The sequence below is a fragment of the Cyanobium gracile UHCC 0139 genome, from assembly GCF_034931325.1.
GTDB lineage: Bacteria > Cyanobacteriota > Cyanobacteriia > PCC-6307 > Cyanobiaceae > Cyanobium > Cyanobium gracile_B.
In genome coordinates, this window is sequence record NZ_JAYGHX010000001.1 from 368,634 (window position 1) to 381,021 (window position 12,388).

A 12,388-nucleotide genomic window follows, 5' to 3' on the forward strand; every position below is an offset into this window, starting at 1 on the left:
AAGAGTGGCTTCGCTTCAGCCGTGCAGCACCTCATGCCAGGCGGAGCCCATCGGCGTGGGCTCCAGAAGCTCCGCCTCGATGGTCCATTCCAGCTCGCTGTCCACCCCCGTCGGGCCCGAGAAGCTGCCGTTCACCGCCGCGGTGAGGGTGGGCTTCGAGGAGGTGGCCAGGGTGATGTAACGGTCGTCGACGCTGCCCATGCCGCTGGGGTCAAACCCCCGCCAGCCGGCGCCAGGCAGGTAGACCTCCGCCCAGGCATGCAGGTCGTACTGCTTCGGCTGCGGTTCCACCAGGTGGTAGCCGCTCACGAACCGGGAGGGCAGGCCGACGCAGCGGCAGGTCTCGACCATCAGCATCGCCAGGTCGCGGCAGGAGCCGACCCGCTCCTTGAGGGTGCGCCCCGCCGGCCAGGCCGGCCCCACGTGCCGCTGGGTGTACTTGACCCGGTCCTTGATGATCTCCACCAGCTGCTCCAAGAACATCAGTCCCCGCTGGTCGCTGCCCATCAGCGCCTCCTGGGCCAGGTCCACCGCGGCGGGGTCGTGCTGGCCGTTGGGGAGCCAGCCCTCCAGCGAGCCCAGCAGATCGCCGTTCAGGTGGCCCACCGGATAGGGCAGCAGCGGCTCCTGGTCCTCCAGGCAGCTGGCCAGGGCCGGGGGCTGCTGGGTCTCCACATCGCTGATCGCCTGCACCCGGAAGTGCTCGGTACTGCCCGTGAAGCGGGCCCGCAGGATCTCATCGCCGCTGGCGGCCAGCAGCGGATAGAAGCGGGACGGCTCCGGCGTGACCGCCAGGTGGAAGTGCAGCAGCCGTTGGAAGCCGTGGCCCCGGGGTTTCAGGCAGAACCGGTGCGGACCCAGGAAGACCGGAGCGCTGTAGCGGTAGTCGAAGGTGTGGGTTATGCGGGCTCGCATGCCGCCTCCTGACTGGCGGAGCCGGCGGGGGCGATGAAGTAGCGCGCTTCGATCAACGCATGCAGGCGATTGAGATCCGACTGGAAGTTGTCGATGGCTTCATGGAGCCCGGTGGCCACCAGTTCGTCGATCCTGGTGAAGCTCCAGTGGGCCAGGGTGAGCCCGATCAGGCACTCCAGATCATCGGCGGGGCGGGGAACGGAGCTGCCGCGGATGATCCGCAGGGTCTCGTTGATCCGCTCCAGGCAGTAGCGCACTGAGCGGGGGAAGATCGGATCGAGCAGCAGGAACGCCGCCACGGCCTTGGGTTCGATGGCCTGCTGGCTCGACTGGCGGAACATCTGGTAAGCCCCCGCCGAGCGCAGCAGAGAGATCCACTGCAGTTCGTCGAGCACCCCGCCCACCTCCTCGGGGGACGGCAGCAGCAGGAAGTACTTGACATCTAGGATCCGGGTGGTCTTGTCGGCCCGCTCCAGCAGCCGCCCGAGACGGCTGAACTGCCAGGAGAGGTCGCGGCTGAGGGTGGCGTCGGTGATGCCGTAGAAGAGCTGGCAGGCACGGCGGATCTCCCGCAGCTGTTCCTGTGGCGGCTGCTGCCAGAAGGCCTCCTCCTGCAGCGTCCAGTAGATGTCGTTGATCTGCTCCCACATCTCCGTGGTCATCACCTCACGGATCTGGCGGGCGTTCTCCCGGGCGTTGCCGATGCAGTTGAGAACGCTGCTGGGGTTCTCGGCCTCGCGCACCAGGAAATGGATCACGGCCTCGGGCGTGACCACGGGGCAAAGCTCATCGAAGAGCTTGCGGTCGCCGCTGGCGTCGATCAGGGGCAGCCAGGGCTCGGCGCTGCCGGGGGGGCAGTCGAGGGCCATGGCCTCGCTCACCTCCACGAACCGGGAAATGTTCTCGGCCCGCTCGACGTTGCGGTTGATCCAGTAGAGGGAGTCGGCGACGCGGCTCAGCATGGGGCTTCATCCACGATCCAGGTGTCCTTGCAGCCGCCGCCCTGGGAGGAGTTGACCACCAGGGACCCGCGCCGCAGCGCCACGCGGGTGAGGCCGCCGGGACTCACCCAGGCCTCCTTGCCGCGCAGCACGTAGGGCCGCAGATCCACGTGGCAGGGGTAGAGCTCCCCTTCGCTCAGGGAGGGGACGGTGGAGAGCTCCAGGGTCGGCTGGGCGATGTAGTTGCGGGGGTTGGCCTGGATCTTCACGGCGAACTCGTCGATCTCCGCCTGGCTGGCATGGGGGCCGATCAGCATGCCGTAGCCGCCGGCCTCCGCCACCGCCTTCACCACCAGCTCCCCGAGGTGGGCCAGCACGTAGGCCTGATCGTCGGGGCGGGAGCAGATGTAGGTGGGGACGTTCTCGATGATGGGCTCCTCGCCCAGGTAGTAGCGGATCATCTCGCCCACGTAGGCGTAGATGAGCTTGTCATCGGCCACGCCGGTGCCCGGGGCATTGGCGATCGCCACCCGGCCCGCCGCGTAGGCGCCCATCAGCCCCCGCACGCCCAGCAGCGAATCGCTGCGGAACACGGCCGGGTCGAGGAAGTCGTCGTCGATGCGGCGGTAGATCACATCGACCGCCTCGAGGCCGGCGGTGCTGCGCATCCAGACCCGATCCCCCTCGCACACCAGATCGCGCCCCTCCACCAGCTGGATGCCCATCTGCTGGGCCAGATAGCTGTGCTCGAAGTAGGCGCTGTTGAACACGCCGGGGGTGAGCAGCACCACCTTGGGGGTGTCGGTCCAGGGGGCCAGCTCCCGCAGGGTCTGCAGCAGGTGGGAGGGGTAGTCGTCGATGGGCTGCACGGTGCGGCCGGCGAACAGGCTCGGGAACATGCGCTTCATCACGCGCCGGTTTTCGAGGAAGTACGCCACCCCGGAAGGGCAGCGCAGGTTGTCCTCCAGCACCCGCCAGGTGCCGTCGCCGTCGCGCACCAGATCCAGGCCGGAGATGTGGCACCAGCGGCCGAGGGGTGGTTGGAAACCCTGCATCTGGGGCCGCCAGCCCTGGGAGCTTTCGACGTCGGCCCTGGGCACCACCCCGTCAGCCAGGATCTTCTGGTCGCCGTAGACATCGGCCAGGAAGCGGTCGATCGCCTCCAGCCGCTGGAACAGGCCCCGCTCCAGCCGCTCCCAGTCGCGGGCCCCGATCAGGCGCGGGAGAGGATCGAAGGGGAGGATCCGCTCGACGCCCTTGCTGTCGGAATCGTTGAGCCGGAAGGTGGCGCCGAGCCGCTTGAGCAGCATGCCGGCGGCGGCGTGGTTGCGGTTGAGCTGGTCCAGCCCCATCTGACCCAGGGACGACAGCAGGGGCGTCAGGGTCGCCCTGGGCTGGTCGGTGGAGGTGAAGTACTCGTCGTACCCCTGGTTCGGTTTGTACTGACTGAACATTCCACACCCTGCCGCGCGGTTGGATCCTGCAGTGCCGCCGGGGTGGCCACCCGTTGCCGTTGCTACGAAACACAGGGTGGCCTGGGCCCCTGCGGGGGGGCCGCCACTGGGCGACCCTGGCTAGCGCTGCAACAGGAATAGCGTTTTCATAAGCAACGGCCCCTGCGGGATGCGCAGGGTTCAGGATGAACTCAGCGCCAGGGGGGGAGGGCCATGCTGACCAGCCAGAGTGGATCCCAGGCCTCCAAGACCCCCCGCCCCACGGGCGCCCTGCTGCACGAGCGGGAAAGAACCGCAACCCGTCGTGAGAAGCGCGCCTTCGCCCGCCATTCCATTGAGAGTTGCCGCACCATCGCCGTCCGGCGCCTCGATAGCGAGGGCCAGCCCTGCGGGCGCTGGTTCCTCGCCGACATCGCTGACGTGGCCGAGGGCGGGATGTGCCTGATCGCCAATGAGGACCAGGCCCTGGAGTTGGGGCAGTGGCTCCTGCTGGATGTGCGTTCCCATCCCGGCTTCGGGCAGCTGCGCCTGCGGGCCCGGCTGCGCTGGCTCACCCGGGCCCATTTCGCCCTCAGCTTCGGCGTGGCCTTCGCCACCCCCCTCCAGGAGGTGCCGGTCCTTTCGATGGAGCGGCGCGGCACCCGCCGCGATCCCAACCAGGAGGAGTGGGCGCTCGAGGAGGAACGGATGGCCAGCGCGGCGGCGCAGACTCCTTAGTTCGCGCAACCCATCCGTGAGCCGCGCCGGGCCGCCGTCTCCCCCTGGCCTCGCCCACCAAGGCCTTCACCGCCACGGCCAACGGCCAGGCGCTCCAGCTGGTGTGTCAGAACGCGCTGGGACCCAACCGCAACGCCAAACCCGTGCGTGCCACCGACAAGGGGCTCTGCCTCGACAAGGCCGGCGCGACCGGCGCCGGTCGAGTTGCGGCTGCCCTACAGCAGGAAGTAGCGCTGGGCCATCGGCAGCACCTGCGCCGGTTCGCAGGTGAGCAGCTCGCCGTCGGCGAAGACCTCGTAGGTCTGGGGGTCCACCTCCACCTTGGGCAGGGCCGTGTTGTTGCGCATCTGGGCCTTGCCGATGCCCCGGGTCTGGACCACCGGCACGCAGGTCCGCTTCAGGCCGAGGCTGTGGGGCAGATCGTCCTCGAGGCAGGCCTGGCTGACGAAGTTCAGGCAGCTGGCCGCCACCGATCCGCCGTAGGCGGCGAACATCGGCCGGCCGTGGACGGGGCCCGGCGTGGGGATCGAGGCGTTGGCATCGCCCATCTGGGCCCAGACGATCGAGCCCCCCTTGATCACCAGCTCCGGCTTGACGCCGAAGAAGCCCGGCTTCCACAGCACCAGGTCGGCCAGCTTGCCCACCTCCACCGAGCCGATCTGGCTGTCGAGGCCATGGGCGATGGCGGGATTGATCGTGAGCTTGGCGATGTAGCGCTTGAGGCGGGTGTTGTCGTTGCGGCCGCCACCAGGACCGGTGGCGTCCTCGGGGAGGAACCCGCGCTGCACCTTCATCTTGTGGGCCGTCTGGAACGTGCGGGTGATCACCTCACCGACACGGCCCATGGCCTGGGAATCGCTGGCGATGATGCTGAAGGCGCCCAGGTCGTGGAGGATGTCCTCGGCGGCGATCGTCTCGCGGCGGATGCGTGATTCGGCGAAGGCCACGTCCTCCGGGATGCGGGGATCGAGGTGGTGGCACACCATCAGCATGTCGAGGTGCTCCTCGAGGGTGTTGACGGTGTAGGGCTTGGTGGGGTTGGTGGAGCTGGGCAGCACGTTGGGCTCGCCGCAGATCCGGATGATGTCGGGGGCGTGGCCCCCGCCGGCCCCCTCGGTGTGGAAGGTGTGGATCGTGCGGCCGCCGATGGCCCGGATCGTGTCCTCCACGAAGCCGGCCTCGTTGAGGGTGTCGGAGTGGATGCAGACCTGCACGTCGTACTTGTCGGCCACCGTCAGGCAGCAGTCGATCGCCGCCGGGGTGGTGCCCCAGTCCTCGTGCAGCTTCAGGCCGCAGGCACCGGCGCGGATCTGCTCCTCGATCGCCGCCGGGGTGCTGGCGTTGCCCTTGCCGTAGAAGCCCAGGTTGATCGGCAGCCCCTCGGCGGCCTGGAGCATGCGGGCCAGGTGGAAGGCGCCGGGGGTGCAGGTGGTGGCGTTGGTGCCGGTGGCCGGGCCGGTGCCGCCGCCCAGCAGGGTGGTGACCCCGGAGGCGAGGGCGGTTTCGATCTGCTGGGGGCAGATGAAGTGGATGTGGGTATCGATCGCCCCGGCGGTGACGATGTGCCCCTCCCCGGCGATGGCTTCGGTGCCGGGCCCGACCACGATCGTCACCCCATCGGTGATGTCGGGGTTGCCCGCCTTGCCGATGGCGCAGATGCGGCCGTCCTTCAGGCCGATGTCGGCCTTGACGATGCCCCACCAGTCGAGGATCAGGGCATTGGTGATCACCGTGTCGACGGCCCCTTCGGAGCGGGGGGTCTGGGCCTGGCCCATGCCGTCGCGGATCACCTTGCCGCCCCCGAACTTCACCTCATCGCCGTAGGTGGTGCAGTCGCTCTCCACCTCCAGGATCAGTTCGGTGTCGGCCAGCCGCAGCCGGTCGCCGGTGGTGGGGCCGTAGGTCTCGGCGTAGGCGCGGCGGTCGATGCGATAGGGCATGGGAGTGTCAGTCGAGGGGGCCGTTGACCAGACCGTTGAAGCCGAACACGCGGCGGTCGCCGACGTAGGGCACCAGATGCACGTCCCGCTGGTCGCCGGGCTCGAAGCGGATGGCGGTGCCGGCGGGGATGTCGAGCCGCAGGCCGCGGGCCGCCTCACGGTCGAACTCGAGGGCGCCGTTGGCCTCGTGGAAGTGGAAGTGGGAGCCCACCTGTACGGGCCGGTCGCCCCGGTTCGCCACCGACAGGGTGGTGACGGGACGGCCGACGTTGAGCTCGATCGTGCCGGGCTCGGGGATCAGTTCGCCGGGGATCAGGGGGGCCATGGCGGGGTGGGGGGTCAGCGGATCGGTTCGTGGAGGGTGACGAGCTTGGTGCCATCGGGAAACATCGCCTCGATCTGCACCTCGGGGATCAGCTCGGGCACCCCCTCCATCACCTGATCCCGGCTCAGCCAGGTGGTGCCCTCCCGCATCAGCTCCGCCACGCTGCGGCCGTCGCGGGCGCCTTCGATCACCTGGAAGCTGAGCCAGGCCACCGCCTCGGGATGGTTGAGCTTCAGGCCCCGGCCGAGTCGCCGCTCCGCCAGCAGGGCGGCGGTGACGATCAACAGCTTGTCTTTCTCCTGGGGGGTGAGGTTCATGCAGGCTGCGCGGGCCGCCCCCACTTTCGCAGCGCTCCGGCACCGGGTCAGGTTCAGAAGGAACGTTCGGAGCCCCGATCAGCGCCGCTGGAGCACGCCTTGGCCGTTGAGGTTGAGGTTGTCGATCCGCACCGCCGTGGCCCGGCCGTCGGAGCCGACCGTGAAGCTGACGGCGCTGGGACCGTAGGCGTTCTCGCCGGCGGGCTGGTAGCGGAAGGTGTCGCCGCTCACCGGGGTGAGGGGGAAGGAGGTGAGGCGGGGCCCCAGCTGCAGCTCGAGCCCGTCCCCGCGGCGCACCACCGCGGCCTGGCCCACGTAGGGATTGGCGTAGCTGCCGGTGTAGGCGGCGGCGGGGCGGGCCGGCAGCGGCCGGGCCGGGGTGACCACGGCGGGGTAGTCCTGCTGCTCCATGCCCCGGAACAGGGGGCGCAGAGTGGCGAGGTAGTCGCGCTGCACCGCTCCGGTGGTGGCCAGGTCGAGGAAGCTGAGGCTGAGGGCCTCCGGCACCCCCAGGGGCTGGCTGTTGGAGAGCACGATGATGCCCAGGGATTCCGCCGGCAGCAGGTAGACGGCCGTGGCGGCGCCGAGATCGAAGGCGCCCGAGTGGCCCAGCTGCACCGTGCCCCGGTCGGTGGTGCTCACGTTCCAGCCCAGGCCATAGAAGCCGGCACGGTCGATGGCCGGATCGCGGGGCGGCTGGCTGACGATCTGGGGCCGGTGGGTCTCGGCCAGGGCGGCGGCGTCCACCACCGCACGGCCATCGAGGCGACCGCCGGCCAGCTGCAGCCGCAGCCACTGGCCCAGGTCCCGCACGCTGGAGCTCACCCCGCCGGCGGGGGCCTGGGCATCGGCATCCCGCTGGTAACGCGCCACCCAGCGGCCCGCCTCCGGCACGTGCAGGGAGGCGCGGTTGGCGGCGCCCGCGAAATCTGCGTGGCGGGAGCTGGTATGGGTCATGCCCAGGGGCCCGTAGAGCCGATCAAGGGAGAGCTGCTCCCAGGGGCGCCCGACGGCGTTGGCGGCGGCCACGGCGCCAGCGGTGAAGCCGAAGTTGGTGTAGGCGTAGTCGGCACGGAAGCGGTTGCCGGTGGGCAGCAGCCGCAGCCGCTCCAGGATCGTGGCCCGATCGAAGCCCAGGTCCTCGAGGTGATCGCCAGCGTGGTCGGGCAGGCCGCTGCGGTGGGAGAGGAGGTCGCGGATGGTCACCAAGGGGGCGATGGCCGGCGAACCGATCCGGGCCTGGGGGAGGGTGCGCAGCACCGGGTCGTCCCAGCCCACGCGCCCGTCGCCCACCAGGCCGGCCACCACCGTGGCGGCGATCGGCTTCGAGAGCGACGCCAGCTGGAAGACGGTGTCGGCATCCACCGCGCCTGGCTCGCCCACCCGCCGCAGGCCGTAGCCCTTGAGGAACACCACCCGGTCGGCGTGCACCACCACGATCGCCAGGCCCGGAACACCGGTGCGGCCGAGCATCTCCGTGGCCAGGGCTTCGAGCCTGGGCAGAGCGGCCGCCAGGCTTTCCGCCGTCACCTGGCGCGGCGGGGGCGGGGGCCCCGAGGCCCCGTCGGCACTGCGGACCTCACCCGGGGGCTGGAGCGCCAGGGCCAGGCCCAGAACCAGGGCAGCCGCCCCGGGGCGGCGCAGGACGCTTGGGGCCACGGCAACGCCGGCAACTCGGTGAAAGCTAGGCCTGGCGCTGCCCCCGCCCCGGTGGTCAGAAGCCGCCGCCGCCGCCACCGCCATCCCCGCCGCCGGAGCTGCCCCCGCCGGAACTGCCGCTGGAGCTGCTGGAGCTGCTCGGTGACGACTGCATGGCGCCGGTGGTGGTGCTGAAGCAGTCCTCGAGGCTGGTGCCGAAATCCGTCAGATCGAAGTCACCGCTGCCGACGTACCAGCTGGGGGCCACTTCGAGGATCCCCTGGAACGCCGCTGTCCACTGCCGGGTCAGGCCCGCCACCATCGCGTAGGGCAGGAAGCGCTCGAACAGCTCCGGCGTCAGCACCAGCCGCTCCAGCCGCGGCGCCTCCACCCGGCGCAGGAACTCCTGGAAGCCGAGGGTCTGGCGCAGCACCGCCGTGCCCCTGGTGGTGCGGCTGGGCATGATCCAGGCGAACACGCCCACCAGCACCACCGTCAGCGCCAGGGAAACGAGGATCAGCCAGGGGTGCGCCGCCCCCTGCAGCATGACGATGTCATGGGGCAGCAGCGCCGAGGCGAGCACGAAGACACCGGCGGCCAGTCCCAGGCCGCCGAAGAAGGTGAGGGCCCGCACGGTTCCGGGCCAGCGCCGGAAGAACTTCTGAGCCAGCACCGCCTGCATCACCAGCCGCTCGAAGCCGGGCACATGGACGTAGAAGTGGTCGCGGAGCTGATCGGTGCTGACCGTCGCCCCCGGCTCCACCGAGGCGAACAGCGTCTCGAGCAGGTAGGCCTCATGGGGCAGCAGCGCCGACCGTTGGGCCGGCGCGCCCAACAGGGTGAACACGTAGCGCTTGCCCAGGTTCAGGAAGAGGAGCTTCTTCTGGTCCTGTTCGATGCGCAGCTGGCCCTTCACCGCCAGCGCCACCAGGGTGGCCGACAGGGCGGATCCGCTCACCTGCTCCGCCACCAGGCTGCCCAGCACCGCCGGCGGCAGACCCTCGGGGGGTTCGTAGGTCACCGGCACCGGGCCCACCGCCGGATCCCTCCCGATGCGCCACCAAAGCGGGCCCAGCACGGCAGTGCACAGCAGGGGCAACAGCAGGGTCAGCCGCCCCTGCCACCAGTCGACCAGCTGCTCCAGGGCCGAGGGCGGCGGCACCAGCCCCTTGGCGAAGCCCACCGCCAGGGTGAAGCCCTCGCCGGGCTCCAGCCGCCGCGTGGTGCTGCTGGCCACCGTGTCGGCGCCGATCGTCAGGGTGGCGTTCTGCTCCCGGGCGCCGCGGGGCCCGGTGTAGACCGAAGCATGGAGTCCGGACACACCCGGGGGCAGTTGCACCGCGGCGGAGGCCCGCTCGATCGGCACCTCCCAGGCGTTGCCGGTGACGTTCCAGTTGAACTCGTCGTGGTCCGGATAGAAGCGCAGGCCCCGCTTCAGCCGGTAGGTGATCACGGCCGTGCGGCTGGCGTTCTCGGCGCCCGGGATCCAGATCTTCAGTTTCAGGTCGGCACCGGGGTGGCTGCTCTCGTAGCGGAAGGGCCGGCCCTCGGGGTCGGTGACCGCCAGCACCCGCAGCCCGAGGGATTCGAGCCCACCGGGCCGCCGGGCCAGCAGGGGGATCTGGCGCACCAGGCCGTTCCAGGAGCCATCGAAGCGGGCGGTGAGGGTTTCGCGCACCTGGACAGCTCCCGTGGGCTCCACCACGGCCTGCATCTGGAAATCGGTGAGCGTGAGCTGGCGTTCGGTGGCGCTGGACGCAGCTCCGGCCCCCCAGGGGGCCAGGAGCAGCAGCGTCAGGGCCAGGCCGAGCAGCCCCCCCAGCCCCCAGCGCCAGCGGCGCCGCAGCCACCGGGCGGCCGCCAGGCCCTCAGCCATCGAAACGGACGGCGGGAACCGCCGCTTCGGCCGGGTTCTCCAGCTCGAAGTAGGTGCGCGAACGGAACCCGAAGCCGCCGGCCACCAGGTTGGAGGGGAACTGCACGATCGCCGTGTTGAGATCCCGGACCACGGCGTTGTAGTAGCGGCGGGCGCTCTGGAGGGTTTCCTCGATCTGGCTGAGGTTGGACTGCAGGGTCTGGAAGCTCTCCACCGCCCGCAGGGCCGGGTAGGCCTCCGCCAGGGCGAACAGCTGGCCGAGCGACGCCCCCAGGACCTGCTCCGCCTGCTGCTGCTCCCGGGGCCCCCGGGCGGCCACGGCGGCATTGCGGGCTTCGATCACGCTCCGGAAGCTCTCCTTTTCATGGCTGGCATAGCCCCGCACCGTCTCCACCAGGTTGGGGATCAGGTCATGGCGTCGCTTCAGCTGCACGTCGATGTCGGCCCAGGCGTTGTCCGCCAGCACCTGCAGCTGGGCCAGGCGGTTGTAGATCAGGATCAACCCGACGGCGGCGCCCGCCACCAGGATCAGCAGCAGCGGCATGGGCCCCGGGGTTGGGTGGATTCCGAGCCTAGGGGGACCCCACGTTTCCGCAGGCGTTCGCTCCGTAGGGGGCGTCGTCGGCCGGCAGGGTCACCCCCAGCCGCTGCCGCCACGCCGCCACCGGCAGCTCCCAGCCCTCCTCCCAGCGGACCGTGGCGAAGGGATGGGCGGTGAAGCCGATCGTGGTGCCGTGGCTGATCGACCGGCTGAGGCTTTCGTAGCCGTCAAGCCTGAAACGGAACCCGGCGATCTGGGCCGCGTGGGTGAGGCTCACATAGGCGGGGAAGCCGATCTGGGTGGCGGTGATGGCCAGCACGCCGTTCTCCCCCACGGGCGTCGTGCCGAAACCGCTGACCACATGGTGAATGTCGTGGGTGGTGGCGATCCGCTGGGTGAGCCAGCGGCCCTCCGTGTCGACGGGGCGGGGGCGGAAGAATTCGGGGTCGTAGTTGAAGCGGCGGATCAGGGCGGCGTAGGTGTGGCCCAGGCTCCCCTCCGGCAGTGCCTCGAGCCGCTCCAGGTCCGGCTGCAGGGGCGGATAGCGCTCGTCCATCATCGCTGCCCCGCCCGGCAGGGCCCGGAAGCGGGCGATGCAGGCCTCCATCTGGGGGGTGTCCAGGAAGCTGTCCACCAGATCGGCGATCCGGCCCAGGTCCCCCTGGCTGCGGCCCACGGCGATGAGATGGCGCGCCTGGCCAAGGGCCTGCAGGGAGAGCTGGAAGCGATGCATCGGGGGGCTGCGCCTGGAGCGAACCTAGGCCCGCTGCTCCATCGGGCCGGTGGTCACCAGCTGCGGGCCGGGACCGGCAGCGGCGGTTCCTGGTCCAGGGGCTGCTCCTGGAACGGCCAGACCCGCGGCAGCACCGGAGCCGCCAGGCCCCGTTCGGCCCGGATCCGGGCCCAGATGCGCGTGAACCAGAAGCGGGCCGCCTGGGTGGAGCGGCCCCGGTAGCGGGCCACCAGCCCCCGCTCCAGCCGGCCGCAGGCCATCGCCCCCTCCAGCCCATGCCGCTCGGCGCGGCAGGCCTCCAGCAGGGACTCGCCCACCGGCCCGGGGGCGGCCCACACGAGGCTGGCGAACACCGGCTGCCCCCCCAGGCCGTGGGGGCTCTCCAGGCTGGCGCCACCGAGCTCGAGCCGGTCCACCAGCTCCCAGCTCCCTTCCCTCCGGATCTCCAGCAACGAGCGCCAACGGCCGGATCCGAGTGTCTCGCCGTCGGCGCTGCGCCCCAGCCGCACCACCTCCGCCCCCAGCCAGCTGGCCCCTTCGGCCAGCTCCACCCGGCAGGTCTGCTGGAACAGGCCATCCCGGAAGACCACCAGTTCCTGGGGCAGCCACTCCAGATCGGCCCCCGCGGCGAGACGGAAGTCGAGGGTCTGGTGGGTCCAGCTGCCGGCGGGGACCCGCCGGGAACGGCCCACGGTTCCATAGACCTTCTGGGCCGCCACGCTGGTGATCAGGGCCCGGCTGCCGGCGCCCAGCTCGGCGTCGATGGCCAGCTCATCCCCCCCCACCAGGCCGCCGCCGGTGTGCAGCAGGGGTAGTTCGCAGCGGCCATCGGCGGCGGCGAAGGCCCGCTGGATCTTCAGCGGCGCCGTCGCTCCCCCCTGATGCCGGGTGGCACCGTCCACGCCGCCGGTGATCTCGAAACGAAGCCGGGCCTGGGCTCTCCAGGGGGCGGGAGCGGTGAGCTGCATGGCGGTGATCGTGGGGCCCCGGG

The 12,388-nt window shown here is 70.8% G+C and carries 12 protein-coding genes; 1 reads left to right on the plus strand and 11 read right to left on the minus strand.

From position 1 onward, the window contains the following. Positions 1-15: 15 nt before the first annotated feature. The 3 genes from VB738_RS01795 to VB738_RS01805 are packed head-to-tail and all read right to left on the minus strand — an operon-like array spanning position 16 to position 3,310. Positions 16-915 (minus strand): transglutaminase family protein, encoded by a 900-nt coding sequence (locus VB738_RS01795; RefSeq protein ID WP_323304107.1) that lies wholly within the window; start codon positions 913-915, stop codon positions 16-18. Next, the gene (locus VB738_RS01800) at positions 900-1,877 is read right to left on the minus strand and encodes an alpha-E domain-containing protein (RefSeq protein ID WP_323304108.1); all 978 of its coding nucleotides are present in this window, start codon (positions 1,875-1,877) and stop codon (positions 900-902) included. The genes VB738_RS01795 and VB738_RS01800 overlap by 16 nt, the downstream gene beginning before the upstream one ends. Continuing rightward, a complete protein-coding gene (locus tag VB738_RS01805; protein WP_323304109.1) occupies positions 1,871-3,310 on the minus strand; it encodes a circularly permuted type 2 ATP-grasp protein in 1,440 nt (479 codons plus the stop codon). Before VB738_RS01805 ends, VB738_RS01800 begins: the two co-directional genes overlap by 7 nt. Before the next feature lie 213 nt (positions 3,311-3,523). On the opposite strand from VB738_RS01805, the gene VB738_RS01810 reads away from it, so the two are divergent. Further along, the gene (locus VB738_RS01810; protein ID WP_323304110.1) at positions 3,524-4,027 is read left to right on the plus strand and encodes a PilZ domain-containing protein; all 504 of its coding nucleotides are present in this window, start codon (positions 3,524-3,526) and stop codon (positions 4,025-4,027) included. 215 nt (positions 4,028-4,242) lie between these two features. On the opposite strand, the gene ureC is transcribed toward VB738_RS01810, so the two are convergent. The 8 genes from ureC to VB738_RS01850 all read right to left on the minus strand — a co-directional run bounded on the left by ureC (position 4,243) and on the right by VB738_RS01850 (position 12,365). After that, entirely contained in the window at positions 4,243-5,967 is a 1,725-nt protein-coding gene (gene ureC, locus VB738_RS01815) for an urease subunit alpha (protein WP_323304111.1), read from the minus strand. 7 nt (positions 5,968-5,974) lie between these two features. Beyond that, positions 5,975-6,292 (minus strand): urease subunit beta, encoded by a 318-nt coding sequence (locus VB738_RS01820; RefSeq protein ID WP_323304112.1) that lies wholly within the window; start codon positions 6,290-6,292, stop codon positions 5,975-5,977. 14 nt (positions 6,293-6,306) lie between these two features. Continuing rightward, entirely contained in the window at positions 6,307-6,609 is a 303-nt protein-coding gene (locus VB738_RS01825; protein ID WP_015110097.1) for an urease subunit gamma, read from the minus strand. A gap of 78 nt (positions 6,610-6,687) precedes the next feature. After that, positions 6,688-8,268 (minus strand): serine hydrolase, encoded by a 1,581-nt coding sequence (locus tag VB738_RS01830; RefSeq protein ID WP_323304113.1) that lies wholly within the window; start codon positions 8,266-8,268, stop codon positions 6,688-6,690. A gap of 55 nt (positions 8,269-8,323) precedes the next feature. Next, positions 8,324-10,123 (minus strand): DUF2207 domain-containing protein, encoded by a 1,800-nt coding sequence (locus tag VB738_RS01835; RefSeq protein WP_323304114.1) that lies wholly within the window; start codon positions 10,121-10,123, stop codon positions 8,324-8,326. After that, entirely contained in the window at positions 10,116-10,667 is a 552-nt protein-coding gene (locus VB738_RS01840) for a LemA family protein (protein WP_323304115.1), read from the minus strand. Before VB738_RS01840 ends, VB738_RS01835 begins: the two co-directional genes overlap by 8 nt. 28 nt (positions 10,668-10,695) lie before the next feature. Then, a complete protein-coding gene (locus tag VB738_RS01845) occupies positions 10,696-11,397 on the minus strand; it encodes a Coq4 family protein (RefSeq protein ID WP_323304116.1) in 702 nt (233 codons plus the stop codon). A gap of 53 nt (positions 11,398-11,450) precedes the next feature. Continuing rightward, on the minus strand, positions 11,451-12,365 hold the full coding sequence (locus VB738_RS01850; RefSeq protein ID WP_323304117.1) for an urease accessory protein UreD: 915 nt from the start codon (positions 12,363-12,365) through the stop codon (positions 11,451-11,453). Positions 12,366-12,388 lie beyond the last annotated feature (23 nt).